The following is a 21,693-nucleotide window of genomic DNA, read 5'->3' as shown; positions in this document are numbered from 1 at the left end:
CGCCATGCCGGAAACCTTGACGCTGTGGGGCGTGGGGACATCGCGGACCATCCGCGCCCACTGGGCGCTGCACGAACTCGGGCTCGACTATCGTTGCAAGCCGATCCTGCCGCGCTCGGGCGAGACCAAGACCGCGGAATACACCCAGCTCAATCCGCGGCAGAAGATTCCGCTGCTGCAGGACGGCGACTTCACGATCGGGGAGAGCGCTGCGATCGTCGCCTATCTGGCGCGCACCTATTCCAACCCCGATGTCACGCTGGTGCCGGCCGGGCCGCGCGATTTCGCGCGGTGGCTGGAATGGTGCTTCTTCATCGTGGCCGAGCTCGACTCCACCAGCCTCTATGTGATGCGCAGACACGGCCTCAAGGGCCTCGCGCATATCTACGGCCACGCGCCCGAAGTGGTCGGGCAGGCCGCGGAGTATTTCCGCCAGCAGCTCAGGCATGTCGAAGTGGCGCTGTCGGATGGCCGCAAATACCTGATGGGCGATCAGTTCACCAGCGCCGACATCCTGCTCGCGACCTGCCTGGTGTGGGCGATCGACTATAACGTCGGCGTCTGCGACGTCGCGACGCCGTATCTCGACCGCGTCACGGCACGGCCGGCCTACAAGGAAAGCGTCGCGGTCAACACGGTGAAGGTTTGAAGATCTTACGGCTCTAAGTACGAGCCCGCTTAGGGCCGCCAACCTCGCTTGCCGGCGCCAAGCCGAAGCGGCCATGCAGGCCGCGCCAGAGGCCGCCGCACAGGGCACTCAACAGCTTGCGCATCGGAATCCCCTCGGCGTTTGCGTTCTGCCGATCCTGCTGACGCCGGCGGCGAAAGGACAGAGCCAATTCTGGGCAGGGCTGCGCAGTTTTTGAGCAGGATGCCGTCGCGGTCGGGCGTCGCGTCCCGGAAAATCTCATCAGATTCAACTGCCGGCGTGATGGCACAGCTCGTGCATCACAGGCATCGAGTTGGCCGCTAGGGTTCCGACCTTGCCACGCAAGGTGCTGGTCCGAGAGCAGCCGCTTGCGGGGGAGACATCCCCGCAGGTGCACGGCGGGATAAAAGCCCGGGAGACCTCGTCAGCCAAGGGATTGGCGGAGCGATGGTCTTTTCGCCAGTCCCTTTTTGTGAAGTTTCGCAAGAGGGATCGGCAATGAACAAATTCGTTTTCTTCCTTCGCTCTGTTGTGATCGGCTGCGCGATCGTGCTCGCAGCCGCGCCTGCCGCCGACGCCGCACCGAAGAAGAATTTCAAGGTCGCCTGGTCGATCTATGTCGGGTGGATGCCGTGGGGCTATGCGGCCGACACCGGCATCGTCAAGAAGTGGGCCGACAAATACGGCATCACGATCGAGGTCAAGCAGTTCAACGACTACGTCGAATCGATCAACCAGTACACCGCCGGCGGTTACGACGCCGTCACCATCACCAACATGGACGCGCTGTCGATTCCCGCCGCCGGCGGCGTCGACACCACGGCGGTCGTGATGGGCGACTTCTCCAACGGCAACGACGCCGTGATCCTGAAGAACAAGGCCGACCTCGCTGCCATCAAGGGACAGTCGGTCAATCTGGTCGAGTTCTCGGTGTCGCATTATCTGCTGGCGCGCGCGCTCGAGACCTCCAAGCTGAGCGAGAAGGACGTCAGGGTCGTCAACACGTCAGATGCCGATATCGCCGCCGCCTACAAGACGGCGGACGTCAGCGCGGTGGTGACCTGGAATCCGATCGTGACCGAAATCCTCGGCTCGCCCGACGCCAGGAAGGTGTTCGATTCCTCGCAGATCCCCGGCGAGATCATGGACCTGATGGTGGTGAACACCGCGGTCGCCAAGGACAATCCGGATTTCGCCAAGGCGCTGGTCGGCATCTGGTACGAGACGATTGCCAAGATGTCCGCCAACGATCCGGCGGCGAAGGCCGCCAAGGAGGCAATGGCGAAGGCCTCCGGCACCGATCTCGCCGGTTTCGATAGCCAGCTCTCGACCACCAAGCTGTTCGACAAGGCAACCGACGCCGAGGCCTTCACGCGCAGCAAGACGGTTGGCACGACGATGGACCGCGTCCGCAAATTCCTGTTCGAGAAGGACCTGCTCGGCAAGGGCGCGAAATCGGCCGACGCCGTCGGCATCGAGCTCGCCGACAAGTCGGTGCTGGGCGACAAGGCGAACGTCAAGCTGCGCTTCGATCCGACCTACATGGACGAGGCCGCCAAGGGCAAGCTCTGAGCGCAAACCCCGACGCCACGGCGCGATCTCCAGGCAGGAGCCGACGATGCGACTTGTGAACATACGGCCGGGACGGCAGACGCGATTCTATCTTCTCGCGCTGCCGTTCCTGTTGGTCGCAATCGCCTATTTCGCCGGCTCCGGCGCACGGCTCGCGCAGAATCCGAACGACAAGCTGCTGCCGGCGCTGCCGAGCATGGTGCAGGCCGTCAAGCAGATGGCGTTCGAGGTCGATCCGCGCACCGGCAGCTACCTGATGCTGTCGGACACGGTCGCGAGCCTCGGGCGATTGGGATCGGCACTGGCAATCTCGACGGTGGCGACGCTGGTGCTCGGCATCGTGATCGGACTGCTGCCGGGCGCCAATGCCCTGCTCGGGCCGTTCGTGTCGGTGACGTCGATGGTGCCGCCGCTGGCGCTGCTGCCGATCCTGTTCATCGTGATGGGGTTAGGGGAGAATTCCAAGATCGCGTTGATCGTGATCGGGACCTTGCCCTGCATGGTCCGTGACCTCGCCATGAAAGTGCAGGAGCTGCCGCGCGAGCAGATCGTCAAGGCGCAGACGCTCGGCGCCTCGACCTGGCAGATCGCGCTGCGGGTCGCGATGCCGCAGACCCTGCCGCGCCTGATCGACGTGCTGCGGCTGCAACTCGGCCCGGCCTGGCTGTTCCTGATCGCGGCCGAGGCGATCGCCTCGGATTCCGGGCTCGGCTACCGGATCTTCCTGGTGCGCCGCTATCTCGCGATGGACGTCATCATCCCCTACGTCGCCTGGATCACGCTGCTCGCGTTCCTGATCGATGTTGGCCTGCGCGCCACGCAGCGCAAGCTGTTTCCCTGGTTTGCCTCGGTGAGGGCGGAATGAGCGCGATCCGGTTCGATGACGTCTGGAAGGAATATGGCGATCACATCGTGCTGGAGCGCATCACGATGGAGGTCGAGCCGCGCGCGTTCATCGCGTTGGTCGGTCCGTCCGGCTGCGGCAAGACCACGCTGCTCAGAATGCTGCTCGGCGAGGAGCAGCCGAGCCGCGGGCAGATTTTGGTCGACGGCAAGCCGTTGCCCGGCGAGCCGGACGCCGACCGCGGCGTGGTGTTTCAACGTTACTCGGTGTTTCCGCATCTCACGGTGTTGCAGAACGTCATGCTCGGGCGTGAGCTGCGCGATGCCAAATTGATCGGCCGGCTGTTCGGCGCGGCGCGCCGTGCCGCGGCCGACGATGCGATGAAGCTGCTCGCCGAGGTCGGGCTTGCCGGCCAGGAGGGCAAATATCCGTCCGCGCTGTCGGGCGGCATGCAGCAGCGCCTCGCGCTCGCGCAGGCGATCATGCGTGGGCCGAAAATCCTGCTGCTCGACGAGCCGTTCGGCGCGCTCGATCCGGGCATCCGCGCCGACATCCATGTGCTGATGAAGCGGCTGTGGAACGAGACGAACCTCACTGTCGTAATGGTCACGCACGATCTCAGCGAGGCGTTCGGGCTCGCGACGCGGGTGATCGCGCTGGAGCGGTCGCGCAACCGGCCCGAGGAGCGCGAGCGCTACGGCGCCACGGTGTCGCGCGATCTCGAGATATTCCCGCGCCGCAGCGCCGAGCCGCGGTCATCGGTTCAACCAGCTCCGGCCGGGACGACCCGGCCAGGCAAGGAGCATCAGCCGGGACGGCCCGGCGCTCTCGTCTTGAAGGAGCAACCATGATCCTCACAGAGGAACAGAAGGCCGAGGTCGCGGCGCACACCCGGCGCTACAACGAACTGAAGGCCGCAGGCCAGGAGCATGCGCCGCGCGCGCTGCCGGCACCGACGGCGCGCGACGCCGCACCGATCGCCGCTGATGCGATCATCCATCGCGAGGTGATTCCGGCCGGCTGGTACTGGACCACGCGGCTCAATCGCGGCGATACGCTGCGGCTCGTCAACACGATGGGGACATCCACCGTCAGCCTGCTGGCCTGGAATGCGGCCGATACCACTGAACGGCTGAACCACGCCGACACCATCAAGGTGCAATGGGCGGCGCGGCTGCAGAAGGGCCGCGTGCTGCTGTCCGACATGGGCCGCGCGCTGCTCGGCATCACCGAGGACACCAGCGCGGCGCATGACGCGGTGGTGGGCGGCTCGACGGCCGCGACCAACCAGGTGAAATACGGTGACGGCAATTTCCGCAACACCCGCGACAACTTCATTCTCGCGGCGAACAAGCTTGGGCTCGACCGCCGCGACGTGCATCCCTGTGTCAGCTTCTTTGCGCCGGTCGCCATCGACGCGGATGGAAAGTTTGTCTGGTCGGCGCCGCGCCGCGCCAAGGGCGACTTCGTCGATCTGCGCGCCGAGATGGACCTGTTGATCGCGCTGTCGAACTGCCCGCATCCGCTCGATCCCGCAGAGTGCTATCCGCAGGGCAGCGTCGAGATCGTGCGCTTTCACGCGGCCAGGCCCGCGGCCGACGATCTGTGCCGGACCGCGACCGCGGAAGCAATTCGCGCCTTCGAGAACAACGCGCTGCATTTCGGCGAGACCAGCGAAGGAGCGGTGCAATGAGCGCGCAGGCAGCTCGGGCCGGCGCCCGCATCGTCCTCGATGTCGAAATCCCAGCGCGCAAGCCATGGTCGGCGATCGTCCGCAAAGGACAGACGCTGCGGATCACGGACACTCATGGCCAGCAGGCGGTCGACACGCTGTTCTATTGCGCCAGTGATCTCGGCGAGCGCTACAGCGGTCAGGACACGCTGCGCGTGCAGGGCTCGGCCTATGTCGGGCTCGGCACGAATATCATGTCCAATGAGGGCCGCGTGATGCTGCGCGTCACCGCCGACAGTTGCGGCCTGCACGACACCTCGGCGGGTGCCTGCTCCTGCGAGAGCAACACCGTGCGGTTCGGGCACCAGACCCGCTACCAGCACGCCTGCCGCGAGAATTTCGTGATCGAGGCCGCGAAATATGGCCTGTCGAAGCGCGACATCGTGCCCAACCTCAACTTCTTCATGAACGTGCCGATCGACACCGCCGGCAATTTCACCGTGGTCGACGGCGTCTCCAGGCCTGGCGACGCCATCGAACTGGTGGCCGAGATGGACGTGCTGTGCCTGATCTCGAACTGCCCGCAGATCAACAATCCCTGCAACGGCTTCTTCCCGACGCCGGTGCAGGTGACGATCTTCGAGCCGGAGGCGTGAGGCATGTTCAGCAAGGTCCTGATTGCCAACCGCGGCGAGATCGCCGGGCGGATCGGCGAAACATTGCGCCGCATGGGCATCGCTTCGGTCGCGATCTACTCCGACGCCGACCGCTTCACCCGGCCGGTACTCGCGGCCGACGAGGCGGTGCGGATCGGTCCGGCGCCGGCGGCCGAGAGCTATCTCAACGTCGATGCGATCATGGCGGCATGCCTTGCGACCGGCGCGCAGGCGGTGCATCCCGGCTACGGCTTCCTGTCGGAGAACCGCCGTTTCGCTGAGCGGCTCGCCGAACACGGCATCGCCTTCATCGGGCCGCGGCCGGAGCATCTCGACGCCTTCGGCCTCAAGCACAGGGCACGCGAGCTCGCCGAGCGCAGCGACGTGCCGCTGCTGCCGGGCTCCGGCCTGCTGGAGACCATCGACGAGGCGGTGCGCGAAGCCGAGCGGATCGGCTTTCCGGTGATGCTGAAGAGCACGGCGGGCGGCGGCGGCATCGGCATGCAGCTCTGCCACGACATGGCGACGCTGCGCGAGCGCTTTGCCTCAGTGCAACGCACGGCGCGCGCCAGTTTCGGTGATGCGCGGGTCTATCTGGAGCGGTTCGTCGCCCGCGCCCGCCACATCGAGGTGCAGATCTTCGGCAACGGCAAGGGTGACGTCGTCGCGCTCGGCGAGCGCGACTGCTCGCTGCAACGGCGCAACCAGAAGGTCTTCGAGGAGACGCCCGCGCCGGGGCTTTCTGCCGAGACCCGCGGGCGTCTCCATGCGGCCGCGGTGGCACTCGGCAAGGCGGTCGCCTACGAATCCGCTGGCACGGTCGAGTTCATCTACGACGTCGCACGCGCGGATTTCTACTTCCTCGAGGTGAATACGCGCTTGCAGGTCGAGCACCCCATCACCGAGCAGGTCACCGGCGTCGATCTCGTCGAATGGATGATCCGGCAAGCCGCCGGTGAGGACGTTTTGGGTGCCGCGGGCGCGCTCGCGCCCGAGGGCGCTGCGATCGAGGTGCGGCTCTATGCCGAGAATCCAGGCGCGGGCTTCCGTCCGAGCGCGGGCCGGCTGACGCAGGTGAGGTTTTCGCCGGATGCGCGAATCGACGGCTGGATCGAGACCGGCACCGAGGTGACGCCGTTCTACGATCCGATGCTGGCCAAGATCATCGTGTCAGCCGAGACGCGGGAAGCTGCCATCGCGCGGCTCTCGCGAGCACTCGATGATACGGTCGTGGCCGGCATCGAGACCAATCTCGATTATCTGCGTGCCATCGCCGCATCGGACGTGTTCCGCAGCGGGCAGGTCGCGACCAGCGTGCTCGGCGAATTCGCCTATCGCCCGCGCACCATCGATGTCGTCGCACCCGGAGCGCAGAGCGGCGTGCAGGAATTGCCCGGCCGGCTGCATCTCTGGCATGTCGGCGTGCCGCCGAGCGGCCCGATGGACGAGCGGTCGTTCCGGCTTGCCAACCGCCTGGTCGGCAACCCGGAGACGACGACCGCGCTGGAGCTGACGGTCAACGGGCCGACCTTGCGCTTCAACACCGACGCGATCGTCGCTCTCTCGGGTGCGCAGATGAAGGCGTCACTCGACGGTATCGAGTTTGCGTACAACGAGCCGGTCGCGGTGCGTGCCGGCCAGACGCTCACGATCGGCAGCATCAAGGGGCCGGGGCAGCGCAGCTATCTCGCCGTCCGCGGCGGCTTCGACGTGCCGGAAATTCTCGGCTCGCGCGCCGTCTTTGCACTCGGCGCGTTCGGCGGTCATGCGACGGGCTCGCTGAAGGCCGGGGATGTGCTGCATATCGGCGCGCAATCATCCGGACTGGCAGCGCCGCGGCACGCCACGGAGGACGAACAGCCGCAGCTCACATCGGCGTGGCAGATCGGCGTGGTCTACGGTCCGCACGGCGCGCCGGACTTCTTCCTCGACGAGGACATCGAAACGCTGTTTGCGTCGGATTACGAGGTGCACTTCAACAGCGCCCGCACCGGCGTGCGGCTGATCGGTCCGAAGCCCGGCTGGGCGCGTGCCGACGGCGGCGAGGCCGGGCTGCATCCGTCCAACATCCACGACAACGCCTATGCGGTCGGCTCGATCGACTTCACCGGCGACATGCCGATCATCCTCGGCCCCGATGGGCCGAGCCTCGGCGGCTTCGTCTGCCCTGCGGTGGTCGCGCGCGACGAACTCTGGAAAGTCGGCCAGCTCAGGCCGGGCGACACCGTGCGCTTCGTGCCGGTGAAACGCGATGATCCGGTTGCGGGTCCCACGGTGCTGAAGGCGCCTGAACTCGGTTCGGCCATCGTCGGGCGCAATGAGGACGGCCCGATTCCGGTGGTGTATCGCCGCGCCGGCGACGACAATCTCCTGGTCGAATATGGCCCGATGGAGCTCGATATCGCGTTGCGGCTGCGCGTCCATGTGCTGGCGCAGGCGCTGGAGGACGCGAAGCTCGGCGGCCTGATCGACCTGACGCCCGGCATCCGCTCGTTGCAGATCCATTACGACGGCACGGCGCTGTCGCGCGCAAAGCTGCTCGACGTGCTCGGGCGGATCGAGCTCGAGTTGCCCGGTGTCGATGCGATGCGGGTGCCGAGCCGCACCGTGCACCTGCCGCTGTCGTGGCGCGACCCAGAGGCGGAGCTTGCGATGCGCAAATACCAGGAACTGGTGCGCGCGGATGCGCCGTGGTGCCCGTCGAATGTCGAGTTCATCCGGCGCATCAACGGGCTCGGCAGCGAGGACGACGTCCGCCGCATCGTGTTCGACGCCGATTATTTCGTGCTCGGCCTCGGCGACGTCTATCTCGGCGCGCCGGTGGCGACCCCGCTCGATCCGCGGCATCGCCTGGTGACCACGAAGTACAATCCGGCGCGGACCTGGACCCCGGAGAACGCGGTCGGGATCGGCGGCGCCTATATGTGCATCTACGGCATGGAAGGGCCGGGTGGCTACCAACTGTTCGGCCGCACCATCCAGGTCTGGAATAGCTGGCGCGCGACGAAAGTGTTCGAGCCCGGCCATCCCTGGCTGCTGCGGTTCTTCGACAAGATTCGCTTCTTCCCGGTCGACGCCGACGAACTGCTCGACGCCCGCGCTGCATTCCCGCACGGGCAGTACGACATCAGGATCGAGCAGGGCGAGTTCTCCTACGCCGACTATGCGAAGACATTGACCGCGGCGCAGCCGTCGATCGCCGCGTTCAAGGCAACGCAGCAAGCCGCATTCGATGCCGAGCGCCAGCGCTGGCGCGAGATGAGGCTCGACGAGACGCCGGCGGAGACGATTGATGCGGGCGTTGCCACGACAGGAATTCCAGACGGCCAGATCGGCGCCTTCTCCGAAGTGCCGGGCAACATCTGGAAGGTCCTGGCCGAGGAGGGCGCCAAGGTCGCGGCCGGCGACGTGCTTGCGATCATCGAGTCCATGAAGATGGAAATCTCGGTGCTCGCGCCGGCGGCCGGCCGCATCGCATCGGTGCCGGTGAGGCCGGGCCAGACCTTGCGTGCGGGGGATGTGGTCGCCCTGATCGGGCCGGAGTAAGCGGCGCGCGGGTCACGTCGCTGCTGCGGTGACGTCCGGCTGCGTGTCACCCGGCCGGCCGAGCGAGGCACCGTCGACCGTGGCCCAGCCCCTCAATCGACCAGGAGCGACGCCGTTCCGCAGCGCCGCTCCAGCTCGAGGATCATGGCGCTGTGGTCGATATCGCCGGACCGCTCGACGAGCGTTCGCAGCAGGTCAGCGGTCAGTGCGGTGTACGGCATCGGCTTCAGATCGAGCGCGCGCGCCGTATCGAGCGCATCTTCGAGCGCGCTCAGCTGGCCCGCCGACCCCGTCTTCGTCGTGAAATTGCGCGCGACCATCCGTTCGAGCTGCAACTCCAGCACCCGGCTCTCGGCAAAGCCTGCGCGCAGCGCCTTGCGCACATTGATTGGATCCGCGCCGCCGTGCTCGGCCAGCACGAGCGCCTCGGCAAGGGCGCCGATCGAGGCGCCGACGATGATCTGGTTGGCGAGCCTCGCCAGCTGGCCCGTTCCCGCGGGGCCGACATGGATCGGACGCCCGAGGACGCGCAGCAAATGCTCGACCCGCGCAAACACCGCGGGATCGCCGCCGGCCACGATCACGAGCGACCCGAACTCGGCGCCGCGGACGCCGCCCGAGACCGGCGCGTCGATATGCGCGACCCGCAGCTCGGCGAGGCGCGCAGCGTTCTCCCTGACTTCGGACGGACTGATCAGGCTCATGTCGATCACGACCGTGCCGGGTTGCAGCGCCTGCGCGGTCGCCTCCGCGAGGATGATGTCGGCGACCGCCGGGTTGCGGCCGAGCATGGTCAGCACGACATGGGCGTCCCGGACCGCATCGGCCGGCGACGCCGCGACCGTGCCGCCGATCGAGGCGACGGCCGCTGCTTCGTCGCTTGCGTTGTCCCAGAGCGTCGTTGGAAAGCCGGCGGCGATCAGTCGCCGGGCCATGATTCCGCCGGTCAGGCCGATGCCAAGAAATGCAACATTGCAGGATTCAGTCACGTCAGTCTCCGCCTTGCCATCGCTCTTGATCTTTCATTGCAACGACCATGCTAGGTCACTGGGTCGCTGGCGCTGAAATTCCTGTTTGTCAGTAGCAGCCTCAGCATGTCCGCGGCCGGAATCGGCGGGCAATAGAGATGGCCCTGCAAGTAGTCGCACCGCCGTTGCAGCAGGAATTGCTCCTGGCGCCGGGTTTCGACGCCCTCGGCGACGACCATCAGCCCCAGTCCCTTCGCCATCGTGATCATCGCTTCGGTGATGGCGCAGTCATGCGCGCTGTCGGGGATGCCCGAGACGAACGCACGGTCGATCTTGATCACGTCGATCGGATACTTCCGCAACAGCGACATCAGCGAGTAACCGGTTCCGAAGTCGTCGATCGCAAGCCTGATGCCGCGGCTGCGCAGCGCGTCGAGGTTTTGCGCGATCTCCGGTTCGTTCGCCATGACCATGCTTTCCGTGATCTCGATCTGCAGCAGGCGGGCCGGCAGGCCGGTCTCGCGCAGCACGGCGTCGATATAGCTCGGCAGTTCGATGTCCGAGAACTGCGGCGCCGACAGGTTCACGGCGATGGTGATGGGCGGCGCGCCCGCGGCCAGCCATTCGACCATCTGCCTGCAAGCTTCCAGGATGACCCAACGGCCGATCTGCACGATCAGCCGCGACTCCTCGGCGATCGGAACGAATTCGCTGGGTGGCACAAGACCGACATCCGGGCGGTTCCAGCGGATCAGCGCTTCGAGGCCGCCGATGTTCGATGAGCAGGCGTCGACCTTGGGCTGGAAGAACAGCACGAACTCGCTTCGCTCCAGCGCCCGTTGCAGACCGGACACGACGTCGCGCCGTTCCTGGATGCGCTGCTCCATCGTGGGCGTGAAGAAGCAGCAGGTATCCTTGCCGGAGGTCTTCGCCGAATACATCGCCATGTCGGCGTGCTTGATGAGCGCCGATGGCGAACTGCCGTCCTGCGGGTATACGGCGACACCGATACTGCCGGATACGCGGCATTCGTCATTGTCGATCTGGATCGGCCGCGACAGTTCGGTCAGCAGTGCGAGCGTGGTCGACTGCAAGGCGACGCTATTCGTCTCATCGTCGAGGATGATCACGAACTCGTCGCCGCCGATCCGCGCCACCGTCCGCGCATTCGGCACCACGCCCTTGAGGCGGCCGGCGATCACGGTCAAGAGCCTGTCGCCGGCGTGGTGACCCAGCGTGTCATTGACCGATTTGAAGCCGTCGATGTCGATGAACATGACGGCGCAGCAGCCGTTGCAGGCGCGGGCGTCCTCGACGCAGAGATCGAGCGCCCGGTTGAACATCGCCCTGTTGGAGAGGCCGGTCAGGTCGTCATGCGACGCGAGATACTCGATCCGCCTTTCGGCAATCCGCTTCTTCTCGTGCCGTGCGAGGTTGGTCAGCGCAAACGAGACGTTGGCGGCAAGCCTCTCCAGGATGTCGACGAACTCTGGCGTGAACGTATCGACCTCGAGCGACAGCAGCAGCAGCACCCCGATGACGCGCTCGTCGTCGGTGAGCGGAAATGCGCCGCCCGAGCGCGTGGTCTCGATCGCGCGACCGTGCCAGTGGGCAGTCCTGGGATCCCGCTGAAAATCGTTGGCGATGGCGGGGCGCCTGGTCCGGTAGGCCGTTCCCGTCAGGCCTTGTCCTTCCGGGATGGTGGGATCGATCGACAGGGTGAGCGACCTGACATAGTCGGCGGCGATACCGGCACTCGCCGCGAGTTTGCACGTCGGGTTCCCGGGCTCGACCAGCATCACGCTTCCCGAGCTGAAGCGCGCCCCCTTGATCGTGGCCTCGCACACCAGCCGGAACAGTTCGTCCTGCGTCGCGGAGCGCATGATCGCTTCGTCGGTCTCGGTCAACGCGCTGAGCATCCGCGTCAAGGCCGCGGTCTGCGACGAGCGATCGAACGTGTCGAGGCCGAATGCGACGTTGTCGGCAATGCGGGTCAGCGCCAGGATATTGCGCCACGTCAGCGCGGTCGGTGCGCTCGCAAGAACGACCAGGACTCCAGCCGTGCTGCCCCTGCACAGGATCGGGATCGCCGCCGCGGCGCGCACCCCGAGTTCCTTGTATTCCTCATGCCATGGCGCGAGCAGTTCGTCGGCCCAGCAGTCGTGCGCGATGCTCGGCTCGCCGGAGCGCAGCGTCGCGCCGATCACGCCGCCGGGACCTGCCGGCTGCCGCGCATCGAGCCCGGGAATGCCGATCCCCGCAGACGCCGCGAGATGAGTGCTTCCATCCGCGCCGCGCATCAGGATTGCGGTTCCGAGAAAGTTGCCGCCGTGGGCGGTCGCGACCGCGACGCCTTCGAACAGTTCCGTGTTGTTCTTGGCACGCAGGATGATCTCGCTCACGACGCCGAGCGTCGCGAGCATCCGATTAGCGGGTGCGGGAGTCATGGCCGTCGGCAGGTCCGATCATCAACAAGGTGCTTTGGTGCTCGCGCTCGGGCATGGACACTCATAAATCGCGCAGCGGACAATGCCGACCTGGCCGCTGCTGCGACGGCGCAAATGTCCGGACATCGCCTGCCGCCGCTGCGTGAGCAGCGGCAGGCGCGCCCTCTTGCGCTGACGCCGTGTCGCCATCCCCTCAGGGCGATCCGGCAAGCAGGCCGGTCAGATCTTGAATTGCTTCCGCTGCCCGGCGACGCGATGATTCACGCGTTTTCCGCTGCACCAAACCGATACCCGTCGTCCCTCCACTCCAGGCTTGTCTTTGCGGCGCGCAAGAATCGTTGCTAGGCGTTGAAAATTATCGGCGACATGATTTGCGATTGTAAGTACGCAATTCCGTAGCTGCTGTGCGCGAGCGCGCGAGGCTGACGCGAGGCTTGAGCTGGCGCAGTCTGTCCGATCAAACTCGGGTGCGAACTTTGTGTCGGTGCGAACGCGGCAGGCACATCGCATTTGACGATCTCGTGAATTGAAGCCAAGGTGATTCACTTTTCGAGATGCGGCGCCAGCAGCCTCTCCAACAACAAGAGACGCGCCGTGCCATCGCACGGTGAAGAGTCCGCTTATGCCAGTGTGGGCCATCGTTGAAGGAGGATGCTTTAAAATGCGGTCAAGGTCGCCATCAGAGCGCCCATTGGAAGCGACTTCGGATTTCGTGACCCGGCTTGAGAGCGCCAGCACTGAAGCGGAAATCGTGGCCGAGGTGATGCGGCAGGTCTCTGGCTACGGGGCGAGTTCGTTCATTGCGTGGGTTATGCCGCAACAGGGAATGCAAGCCGCGGACTCCCGGTGCATCCTGCTGAACTCCTGGCCGGCAGATTGGCTGCAACGCTACACCTCCATGAACTACTCCGAGCATGATCCGATCCGGCGCTGCATCCGGGAGCGCCACCGGCCCTTTCTCTGGAGTGAGATCGCTCCGCAATATCTGGAGCATCCATTATCCCGCCGGATCGTCGCCGAGCTCGCCGCGTTCGGATTGAAGGAGGGTTTTGCGATCTCGCTGCCGTCGCTGGACGGCAACCTGATCGGCTTTGTGATCGCCGGCGAAAGCTTGAACGTCGATGCACGGAAGCGGCATGAGCTGCGCATCATCGCGACCTATGCCGTCGGCCGCGCGCTTCGTCTGTGGAACATGGCGCAGCTGCATCCGGCGATCAACGTCACCCTGCGGGAGCGTGAAGCGGTGCAGCTCGCGGCCTCCGGGCTCAACGAGCGCGAGATCGGCGCGAAGATGGGCATCTCGGGCCACGGCGTCGACAAGCACCTGAGGTCAGTGCGCGAGAAGGTGCAGGCGCGCAACACCGCTCAAGCCGTCGCCGAGCTGCTGCGGCTCCGCCTGATCACCTGACCGCGTTTCCGCGTCCGGTCCGGCGAGATCGGCCGCCTCACACCTCCAGCCATTCCTCGCGGATCGCGGCGTTGTTCTTGAGTTGCTCGGGCGTGCCTTCGAACACGACGCGGCCGTGGCCCATGATGTAGACCCGGTTCGAGATCTTCATCGCGATCGACAGCTTCTGTTCGACCAGCAGGATGGCGACGCCGGCTTTGGCGATCCGCGCGATCAATTCGCCGACCTGCTGCACGATCAGCGGCGCCAGACCTTCGGTCGGCTCGTCGATCATCATCAATTCGGGATCGCCGAGCAGGGTGCGGCAGGTGGTCAGCATCTGCTTCTCGCCGCCCGACAGCACGCCGGCCGGCGTGTCGGCGCGGCGGGCGAGGTTGGGGAACATGTCGAGCATCTCCTGCAACCGCCACTTGCCGGGGCGGCGCGGGTCCTTGATGCCGAGCAGCAGGTTCTGGCGCACCGTCAGGCTCGGAAAGATGTCGCGATGCTCCGGCACATAGCCGAGCCCGAGGCGCGCGATCTTGTGGCTCGGCAGGCCCGCGATGTCCTTGCCCTTGAAGCGGATGGTGCCTTGCGGCGGCACCTCGCCCATGATCGCCTTGACGGTGGTGGAGCGGCCGACGCCGTTGCGGCCGAGCAGGCTCACCACCTCGCCGGCGGCGATGTCGAGATCGACGCCTTGCAGGATGTGGCTCTTGCCGTAATAGGCGTGAAGATTCCTGACCTCGAGCATCAGTCGACCTCCTCGCCGAGATAGGCTTCCTTGACCTTCGGGTTGCCGCGGATCTCCTCCGGCGTGCCGGAGGCGATGATGTGGCCGTAGACCAGCACCGAGATGCGGTCGGCGAGGCCGAACACCACGCTCATGTCGTGCTCGACGATGACGAGCGTGCGGCCCTCGGTGAGGCGACGGATCAGCGCGACCGCGCGATCGGTCTCGGCGTGGCTCATGCCGGCGGTCGGCTCGTCCAGCATGATGACGCTGGCGCCGCCGGCGATCGTGATGCCGATCTCGAGCTCGCGCTGCTCGGCGTACGTCAACAGGCCCGCCGGCACGTCGCGGCGATGGCTGAGATGGATGTCGTCGAGGATCTGCGCGGTGCGCTGCTTCACCTCGGGCAGACCGTCGACGTTCTTCCAGAACGCATAGCGGTGGCCGGTGGCCCACAGCACGGCGCAGCGGACGTTCTCCCACACCGTCATGCGGGCGAACACGTTGGTCACCTGGAACGAGCGCGACAGGCCGCGCCGGTTGATCTCGAACGGCCGCAGCCCCGAGGTGACCTCGCCGTTGAGGCGGATCTCGCCCGAGGTCGGCTTGATGTGGCCGGAGATCAGGTTGAACGTCGTCGACTTGCCGGCGCCGTTCGGGCCGATGATGGCGTGACGCTCGCCCTTGGCGACGCTCAGGTTGAGGTCGCGGATGATCTGCACATTGCCGAAGCTCTTCTCGACGGCGTTGACTTGAATGGCAGCGGTCATGCGAGATACCCCCGATCACGGGCCACCGTCGCGGCGCGATCCCAGGCTTCCGCGACGCGCCTCCAGGTGATGCGCGCGACAATGAAGCCGCCGACGAGCAGCACCGCAGCGGTCACCCAGGTCGTCGGCGCGGTCGCGATGAACGGGATGCCGAGCAGCTTGATCGGATCGCCGCCGGAGAAGCGCGCGACGGTCTCGATGGTCAGGATGATGCCGAGCGCAAACGCCAGGGTCGGGATCGCGGCGACCAGATAGGACGGGATCACGGTGCCAAGCGTGCCGGCGCGGATCAGCGGTCGATGCTTCATCAGGATGCCGGCGATGCCGCCGGGCGCGAACATCACGATGCCGATGAAGATGATGCCGAAATAGAGCTGCCAGACCGAGGTGACGCTGGTCAGCCCGAGTTGCAGGTAGGTCACCAGGATGGCGCCGAGGATCGGCCCGAAGAAATAGGCGGTGCCGCCGATGAAGGCGGAGAACAGCACCAGGCCGGATTGCGTCGCGCCGAGATAGGCCGAGTTGGCGATCTCGAAATTGATCGCGGTCAGTCCACCGGCGATGCCGGCGAAGAAGCCCGCGAACATGTAGGCGAGGTAGCGCACCACATGCGGATCGTAGCCGATGAACTCGACGCGCTCGGGATTGTCGCGCACCGCGTTGCAGATCCGGCCGAGCGGCGTCCGGGTCAGCGCATACATCGCGATCGCCGAGACCAGCACCCAGAACGCGATCAGGTAATAGACCTGGAGCTGCGGTCCGAAGGTCCAGCCGAACAGCGGCATCAGCGAGGTGCGGTCGGTGGTGATGCCGGACTCGCCGCCGAACACGCTGCGCAGGATCAGCGACGACGAGGCGACCAGTTCGCCGATGCCGAGCGAGATCATCGCGAACACCGTGCCGGCGCGCTTGGTCATGACCCAGCCGACCACGACCGCGAAGGCCATGCCGCCGATGCCGCCGACCAGCGGAATCACCGGCAGCGGGATCGGCCAGTTGTGGCTCGCGACCGCGTTCATGGCGTGGACGGCGAGGAAGCCGCCGAGGCCGTATTGCACGGCGTGGCCGAACGACAGCAGGCCGGTCTGGCCGAGCAGGATGTTGTAGGACAGCGCGAAGATGATCGCGATGCCGATCAGGCTGAACGAGGTCAGCGAGCCGCCGGAGGAGAACACCAGCGGCAGCACGACGAGCGCCGCGGCTGCGAGCAGCCAGACGCCATAGAAGCCGAGGGCGCCGCCGGATTCCTGTTTGGTCGCGGCAGGAGCGGGGGGGGCAGCGTTGCTCATGACTCACGCGTCCCCAACAGGCCCATGGGGCGGAAGATCAGGACCAGCACCAGCAGCAGATAGGGCAGGATCGGCGCGATCTGCGCGATCGTGACATTCCAGATGTCGGTGAGCGGCGAGGGGCCGAGGCTCGGATCGAGCGGACCGAACACGCTGGCGAGCGAACCGTTCAGCGCGACCGCGAAGGTCTGGATCAGGCCGATCAGCAGCGAGGCGATGAAGGCGCCGGGCAGCGAGCCGAGGCCGCCGAACACGATGACGACGAACAGGATCGGGCCGAGCAGCGCGGCCATGTCGGACTGCGTCACCAGCGACGGCCCGGCGATCACGCCGGCGAGCCCGGCGAGCGCGCTGCCGACGCCGAACACCAGCATGAAGACGCGGCCGACATTGTGGCCGAGATGGCCGACCATGCTCGGATGGGTCAGCGCGGCCTGCACGATCAGGCCGACCCGGGTCCGCTTCAGCGTGACCAGCAGCGCGATGAAGATCACGATGGACACGACCAGCATGAAGATCTTGTAGGCGGGGTAGTTGGTGGAGAACACGGTGAAGGCCGGGAAGTCGAGCACCGCCGGGACCCGGTAGTCGACCGGGCTCTTGCCCCAGATCATCGAGACGATCTCTTCGATTGCGAACGCGAGCCCGAAGGTCAGCAGCAGTTCGGCGACATGGCCGTGCTTGTGGGTGTTGCGCAGGCCGTAGCGCTCGACCGCCATGCCGACTGCGCCGACCAGAAGCGGCGCCAGCACCAGAGCCGGCCAGAAGCCGATCCAGCGCGTCAGTTGATAGCCGAAGAACGCGCCCAGCATGTAGAAGCTGGCATGGGCGAAGTTGAGCACGCCCATCATGCTGAAGATGACGGTCAGCCCGCTGGACAACAGGAACAGCAGCATGCCGAACAGGACGCCGTTCAGCGTCGAGATGACAATCAACTCAGCCACGGCGCACCCGCTTGAGAGATGAACGGTTCACGTGATCAAAGACCTGTCGAGGGAATTGAGGTCCGGCACCGACGCTGCCGGATGACGAATGCCTCCGCGACCCCGAAGGGGCGCGGAGGCGGATTGGAAGGCGGCCGATCAGGGCCGCTTCATGTTGCAGGTGGTCGGAAGCATGGTCTGGGCGGTATCGATCTTGGAGACGATGTGCCAGCCCCAGCCGGTGTTCTCTTCGTCGAACGGCTCCTTGGCCTTGTCGGCCAGACCGCCGAACGAGGAGATGTAGATCGGCTGGAAGAACTGGTGATCGTCCTTGCGCATGAAGCCCTCGCCGCCGTCGAACACCTCGAACTTCATGCCTTCGAGCGCGGCCGCGACCTTCACCGGGTCGATCGAATTGGCCTTCTCGGCGGCCGCCTTGAACATCCGCATCTCGTTGACCGCGCGCGGATACCACACGGAAATGCCGGTCTTGGCGCGGAAGTCCTTTTCGAAATCCATCGCCGCCTTGTTGCCGGAGTTCGGCACGCCTTCGCTGATCTGGAACACCTGGTTCTCGAGGCCGGTCTGCTTGATCGCGGTCGGGCCGCCGGCGCCGCCGGCATAATAGGTGTACCAGTTGACCTTGAGGCCGGCGTCGGCCGCGGCCTTCAGCAGCAGCGCGAAGTCCTGGCCCCAGTTGCCGGTCACGACGGTGTCGGCGCCCGACGCCTTGATCTTGGCGATGTAGGGCGAGAAGTCGGTGACCTTGAGCATCGGATGCAGTTCGTCGCCGACGATCTGGATGTCCGGCCGCTTTTCGCCCAGCATCTTGCGCGCCGTCGTGCGCACCGACTGGCCGAACGAATAGTCCATGTTGATCAGATAGACCTTCTTGATGGACGCCTGGCCCTTCATGTAGTTGGTCAGCGCTTCCATCTTGATGTCCGAGTTCGCATCCCAGCGGAAATGCCAGTAGCTGCACTTCTCGTTGGTCATGCTCGGGTCGACCGCGGCGTAGTTGAAGTAGAGCACTTCCTTGCCGGGGTTGCGCGAATTGTGCTTGGTGACGAAATCCTCCAGCGCGGCGCCGACCGATGAGCCGTTGCCCTGCGTGATGTAGTGGACGCCGGCGTCGATCGCCTTCTGCGCCTGCACCAGGCTTTCCTGCGGATTGGTCTTGTTGTCGAGCGGAACGATCTCGACCTTGTGGCCGAGGATGCCGCCCTTGGCGTTCAACTCGTCGGCGAGATACTGGAACGTCTTCAGGCCGCCTTCGCCGACGCTGGCACCGCCGCCGGACAGCGGATCGATGTAACCGATCTTGACGGTTTCCTGCGCGGAGGCCGCGCCTCCCAACACCGTCAGCGCCGTTGTGGCAGCAACGATCAGTTTACGCATCCTGCTTTCTCCCTTGCTGGTGTTTCTTGATCTTGAGCGATCGAAGCCGTCTCTTAGCCCCAATTGCCGAGCTTCTGCAACTTTCGCATTGAATATTGCGTCAAGTTTTAGCGTGAGGTATTATAATGTTATAGGCTATAAACGCTTCGAGATCCCGCGAGATCCGGTGCAGATTTGAACCGCAAGTAAACTTTTGGATGAGGCATCCCCGCCCGCCATTGGAGCCGACGTCGTCCGAAGCCCCTCGCGTCCGGAAGCATCATAGCGGCGGGATGCGAATTGGCGATTCAAGCCGGATGCCGACGCGGCTTGAGGCCCGACAGGAATAGTCGCGCGAAATGATCTGCGACCTGTGCCGAAGGCCAGTCACGCCTGATCTTGAACCAGATCGGATACCAATGGACCATTCCGGTTAGAATACGCTCGGCGAAATATGTGTCGATGCGGCGGATGCGACCCTCGTCGATCCAGCACTCATAGCTGCTCTGGCTTTGCCGGATCGAGGCCAGCACCTGTCCGACATAGGCTTTCCGGTCAGGGTCGTTGAGATAGTTGATGTTGTGGTAGGTCGCCTTCGGGCCGCACGGTGTGTCGTGCAGCATCAGCAGCAGGCGGATCCTCTGCACGGTGTGCTCGAATGCCCCAAGGCTATGCTGTTGCAGGTGCTCCCGAATGCCGACCTCGCCGGCGAGGCCGCGCCGCAGGCAGGCCAGCAGCAGGCTCTCTTTCTCGCTGAAGTGATAGTAGATGCCGGCGCGGGTCATGCCGGCATCGACGGCGATGCTCTCGAGCGACGTGCCTGACGCGCCCCTTCGGTTGAAACTGTCGGAGGCGATCGAGAGCATCCTGTCGAACTTGGCGGCCCGCTTGTTCAAGCTGGCGCGCGCCTCGAGGAACGGGGCGAGGCTGAGCGGCTCGGGCATGTCGGGGATCGCGAGCTCGCGCCGGTAGACGCCATGCGTGACGATATCGTCGATGGCATCGATCGCCTGCTGACGCGTGTAGTAGTCGCGTTCCGACAGCCAGAACGGCACCCAGTCCAGCATCGAGATCAGCGCCACGGCTGTCAGCAGCGGTTCGTCGCAGCTGATCGAGCCGTCGGCCACGCCGCGATCGAGGACATCGGCCAGCAGCGCGGCATTCTGCCAGCGCCTCGCATGGACTTCGCTGCTATAGGGCGCGGCGAGCGCATCGATATCGGTGAACAGGATCATGCGCTGGCCTTCGGGCCGCAGCCTGCCGCGCACGAAACGCCTGATGATCTCGAGCCCGTCGATGCCGGGCTCGGCGGCAGCTTCGATCTCGTGCCGGTAGATCGCCAGCCCGCGCAGATAGCAGTGGAAGATCAGATCTTCCTTGTCGCGGAAATAATGGTACAGCGCGCCCGGCACGGCCCGGACCGACGCCGCGACCTGCTCCATCGTCACATTCGCATAGGAGTGGCGGGCAAACAGCCGGGAAGCTGAGACCAGGATTTCTTCTGCCCGATCGGTCGGGTCGGCGGCGACTTGCAAGCTCGAATGCCCTTCCTGATCGCGGAGCGAAACTCGCACGCGAGATAATCCCCTTGGCAGCCGCTTGTCGATCTGCGATAGACGCTGGTATACCATACACCAGTAGTCTTTGGAGAGATCATGGCGCGCAACATTCTGATCCTTGGAGCTTCCTACGGCTCCCTGCTGGGGACCAAGCTTCTGATGGCGGGGCACAACGTGTCCCTGGTGTGCCGGAAGAACACCGCGGACCTGATCAACCGCGAGGGCACCGAGGTCCGGATCAAGCTGCGCGACGAGAAGGAGCACCGCTCGATCTTGTCGCGCGACCTGCCGGGCAAGCTCGACGCGGTGACGCCTGCCGACGTCGACGTGTCGCGCTACGACATGGTCGGCCTCGCGATGCAGGAGCCGCAATACACCAACCACACCGTGCGCGTGCTGATGATCAAGATCGCGGCGGCGAAGCTGCCGTGCCTCTCGATCATGAACATGCCGCCGCTGCCGTATCTGAAGCGGATCCCCGCGCTCGCCGGCATGGATCTCGAGGAGGCCTACACCAACGCCCAGGTCTGGGAGCGCTTCGAGCCGGGACTGGTGACGCTGTGCTCGCCCGATCCGCAGGCCTTCCGTCCGCCGGAGGAGAAGGCCAATGTGCTGCATGTCGGTCTGCCGACCAACTTCAAGGCTTCGGTCTTCGCCGACGACAAGCACAACAAGGTGCTGCGTGAGCTCGAGGCCGACATCGACGCGGTCACGCTCGACGGCCAGGACGTGCCGGTGAAGCTGAAGGTGTTCGATTCGTTGTTCGTGCCGCTGGCGAAATGGTCGATGCTGCTGACCGGCAACTACCGCTGCATCACGCCGACTGAGCCGCAATCGATCCGCGACGCCGTGCATGGCGACCTCACGCGCTCGCAGGCGATCTATGACCATGTCGACGGCATCGCGCGCAAGCTCGGCGCCGATCCGGCGGACCAGGTGCCGTTCGCGAAATATGCCAAGGCGGCGGAAAGCCTGCTCAAGCCGTCATCGGCGGCCCGCGCGGTCGCCGCCGGCGCGCCGTTCATCGAGCGCGTCGACCTCCTGGTGAAGCTGATCTCGCACCAGCTCGGTAACCCCAGCGCCGAGATCGACCGCACGGTCGAGACCGTCGACCAGAAGCTGAACGAGAAGATCGTGCAGGGCGGTTCGGGCGCGCAGTGAAGCGCGTCGATGGCGGGGGCATCACGCGTCCCCGCCATGCGGGTACGCGCAAATCGCGACTGGCCCCAGTGAGGTGAGCACGCCAATCAGGCTCCCTCTCCCCTTGCGGGAGAGGGTGGGGAGAGGGGTGGCCCCGGGCG

17 protein-coding genes and 1 riboswitch are annotated in these 21,693 nt (G+C 65.5%); of the genes, 9 read left to right on the top strand and 8 right to left on the bottom strand.

The window, feature by feature from the left end; all coding sequences use genetic code 11:
- The first annotated feature begins 4 nt into the window (after positions 1-4).
- The 7 genes from B2W55_RS08010 (at position 5) to uca (ending at position 8,939) form a co-directional block, all read left to right on the top strand.
- Positions 5-649, top strand: coding sequence for a glutathione S-transferase family protein (locus B2W55_RS08010; protein ID WP_024584824.1), 645 nt, complete (start codon positions 5-7; stop codon positions 647-649).
- Between the two features lie 309 nt (positions 650-958).
- Positions 959-1,069: riboswitch (guanidine-I (ykkC/yxkD leader) on the top strand.
- A 78-nt stretch (positions 1,070-1,147) separates the two neighbouring features.
- Positions 1,148-2,221 carry a putative urea ABC transporter substrate-binding protein gene (locus B2W55_RS08005; protein WP_024584825.1) on the top strand — a complete coding sequence of 358 codons (1,074 nt, stop codon included), beginning with the start codon at positions 1,148-1,150 and terminating at the stop codon, positions 2,219-2,221.
- 46 nt (positions 2,222-2,267) lie between these two features.
- Positions 2,268-3,086: an ABC transporter permease gene (locus B2W55_RS08000; RefSeq protein WP_024584826.1), complete on the top strand. Its 819-nt coding sequence runs from the start codon at positions 2,268-2,270 to the stop codon at positions 3,084-3,086.
- The gene (locus tag B2W55_RS07995; protein WP_024584827.1) at positions 3,083-3,916 is read left to right on the top strand and encodes an ABC transporter ATP-binding protein; all 834 of its coding nucleotides are present in this window, start codon (positions 3,083-3,085) and stop codon (positions 3,914-3,916) included. Before B2W55_RS08000 ends, B2W55_RS07995 begins: the two co-directional genes overlap by 4 nt.
- Positions 3,913-4,758, top strand: coding sequence for an urea amidolyase associated protein UAAP1 (locus B2W55_RS07990; RefSeq protein WP_024584828.1), 846 nt, complete (start codon positions 3,913-3,915; stop codon positions 4,756-4,758). Before B2W55_RS07995 ends, B2W55_RS07990 begins: the two co-directional genes overlap by 4 nt.
- Entirely contained in the window at positions 4,755-5,393 is a 639-nt protein-coding gene (locus B2W55_RS07985) for an urea amidolyase associated protein UAAP2 (protein ID WP_024584829.1), read from the top strand. The genes B2W55_RS07990 and B2W55_RS07985 overlap by 4 nt, the downstream gene beginning before the upstream one ends.
- A gap of 3 nt (positions 5,394-5,396) precedes the next feature.
- The gene (gene uca, locus B2W55_RS07980; protein ID WP_024584830.1) at positions 5,397-8,939 is read left to right on the top strand and encodes an urea carboxylase; all 3,543 of its coding nucleotides are present in this window, start codon (positions 5,397-5,399) and stop codon (positions 8,937-8,939) included.
- A 92-nt stretch (positions 8,940-9,031) separates the two neighbouring features.
- Here uca and B2W55_RS07975 read toward each other — a convergent pair whose 3' ends face one another.
- Both B2W55_RS07975 and B2W55_RS07970 read right to left on the bottom strand, forming a co-directional pair.
- Positions 9,032-9,928: an NAD(P)-dependent oxidoreductase gene (locus tag B2W55_RS07975; protein WP_024584831.1), complete on the bottom strand. Its 897-nt coding sequence runs from the start codon at positions 9,926-9,928 to the stop codon at positions 9,032-9,034.
- A gap of 50 nt (positions 9,929-9,978) precedes the next feature.
- Entirely contained in the window at positions 9,979-12,354 is a 2,376-nt protein-coding gene (locus B2W55_RS07970) for a sensor domain-containing phosphodiesterase (RefSeq protein ID WP_080890866.1), read from the bottom strand.
- A gap of 691 nt (positions 12,355-13,045) precedes the next feature.
- On the opposite strand from B2W55_RS07970, the gene B2W55_RS07965 reads away from it, so the two are divergent.
- On the top strand, positions 13,046-13,762 hold the full coding sequence (locus tag B2W55_RS07965) for an autoinducer binding domain-containing protein (RefSeq protein WP_051404382.1): 717 nt from the start codon (positions 13,046-13,048) through the stop codon (positions 13,760-13,762).
- A gap of 37 nt (positions 13,763-13,799) precedes the next feature.
- Here B2W55_RS07965 and B2W55_RS07960 read toward each other — a convergent pair whose 3' ends face one another.
- The 6 genes from B2W55_RS07960 to B2W55_RS07935 form a co-directional block, all read right to left on the bottom strand.
- On the bottom strand, positions 13,800-14,495 hold the full coding sequence (locus tag B2W55_RS07960; RefSeq protein ID WP_024584834.1) for an ABC transporter ATP-binding protein: 696 nt from the start codon (positions 14,493-14,495) through the stop codon (positions 13,800-13,802).
- Positions 14,495-15,244 (bottom strand): ABC transporter ATP-binding protein, encoded by a 750-nt coding sequence (locus tag B2W55_RS07955; protein WP_024584835.1) that lies wholly within the window; start codon positions 15,242-15,244, stop codon positions 14,495-14,497. Before B2W55_RS07955 ends, B2W55_RS07960 begins: the two co-directional genes overlap by 1 nt.
- Positions 15,241-16,533, bottom strand: a complete 1,293-nt coding sequence (locus B2W55_RS07950; RefSeq protein WP_024584836.1) for a branched-chain amino acid ABC transporter permease — start codon at positions 16,531-16,533, stop codon at positions 15,241-15,243. Before B2W55_RS07950 ends, B2W55_RS07955 begins: the two co-directional genes overlap by 4 nt.
- Positions 16,530-17,477 carry a branched-chain amino acid ABC transporter permease gene (locus tag B2W55_RS07945; RefSeq protein ID WP_024584837.1) on the bottom strand — a complete coding sequence of 316 codons (948 nt, stop codon included), beginning with the start codon at positions 17,475-17,477 and terminating at the stop codon, positions 16,530-16,532. The genes B2W55_RS07950 and B2W55_RS07945 overlap by 4 nt, the downstream gene beginning before the upstream one ends.
- 138 nt (positions 17,478-17,615) lie before the next feature.
- Entirely contained in the window at positions 17,616-18,854 is a 1,239-nt protein-coding gene (locus B2W55_RS07940) for a branched-chain amino acid ABC transporter substrate-binding protein (RefSeq protein ID WP_024584838.1), read from the bottom strand.
- A gap of 287 nt (positions 18,855-19,141) precedes the next feature.
- A complete protein-coding gene (locus B2W55_RS07935; protein ID WP_160306646.1) occupies positions 19,142-20,407 on the bottom strand; it encodes a TetR/AcrR family transcriptional regulator in 1,266 nt (421 codons plus the stop codon).
- Between the two features lie 81 nt (positions 20,408-20,488).
- Here B2W55_RS07935 and B2W55_RS07930 point away from each other — a divergent pair, with 81 nt between their 5' ends.
- Positions 20,489-21,553, top strand: a complete 1,065-nt coding sequence (locus B2W55_RS07930; RefSeq protein ID WP_024584840.1) for a ketopantoate reductase family protein — start codon at positions 20,489-20,491, stop codon at positions 21,551-21,553.
- Positions 21,554-21,693 lie beyond the last annotated feature (140 nt).

This window comes from Bradyrhizobium sp. UBA2491, assembly GCF_002341725.1.
Taxonomy (GTDB): domain Bacteria; phylum Pseudomonadota; class Alphaproteobacteria; order Rhizobiales; family Xanthobacteraceae; genus Bradyrhizobium.
Note: the sequence above shows the minus strand (reverse complement) of the source record. Positions and strands in the feature narration are given on the sequence as shown.

Bases quoted from the DNA above. Each gene is read 5' to 3' on its own strand.
- uca (WP_024584830.1), top strand. From the start codon at position 5,397: ATGTTCAGCAAGGTCCTGATTGCCAACCGCGGCGAGATCGCCGGGCGG.
- B2W55_RS07930 (WP_024584840.1), top strand. From the start codon at position 20,489: ATGGCGCGCAACATTCTGATCCTTGGAGCTTCCTACGGCTCCCTGCTG.
- B2W55_RS07985 (WP_024584829.1), top strand. From the start codon at position 4,755: ATGAGCGCGCAGGCAGCTCGGGCCGGCGCCCGCATCGTCCTCGATGTC.
- B2W55_RS07990 (WP_024584828.1), top strand. From the start codon at position 3,913: ATGATCCTCACAGAGGAACAGAAGGCCGAGGTCGCGGCGCACACCCGG.
- B2W55_RS07950 (WP_024584836.1), bottom strand. From the start codon at position 16,533: ATGAGCAACGCTGCCCCCCCCGCTCCTGCCGCGACCAAACAGGAATCC.
- B2W55_RS07995 (WP_024584827.1), top strand. From the start codon at position 3,083: ATGAGCGCGATCCGGTTCGATGACGTCTGGAAGGAATATGGCGATCAC.
- B2W55_RS08005 (WP_024584825.1), top strand. From the start codon at position 1,148: ATGAACAAATTCGTTTTCTTCCTTCGCTCTGTTGTGATCGGCTGCGCG.
- B2W55_RS07940 (WP_024584838.1), bottom strand. From the start codon at position 18,854: ATGCGTAAACTGATCGTTGCTGCCACAACGGCGCTGACGGTGTTGGGA.
- B2W55_RS08010 (WP_024584824.1), top strand. From the start codon at position 5: ATGCCGGAAACCTTGACGCTGTGGGGCGTGGGGACATCGCGGACCATC.
- B2W55_RS07955 (WP_024584835.1), bottom strand. From the start codon at position 15,244: ATGACCGCTGCCATTCAAGTCAACGCCGTCGAGAAGAGCTTCGGCAAT.
- B2W55_RS08000 (WP_024584826.1), top strand. From the start codon at position 2,268: ATGCGACTTGTGAACATACGGCCGGGACGGCAGACGCGATTCTATCTT.
- B2W55_RS07960 (WP_024584834.1), bottom strand. From the start codon at position 14,495: ATGCTCGAGGTCAGGAATCTTCACGCCTATTACGGCAAGAGCCACATC.
- B2W55_RS07970 (WP_080890866.1), bottom strand. From the start codon at position 12,354: ATGACTCCCGCACCCGCTAATCGGATGCTCGCGACGCTCGGCGTCGTG.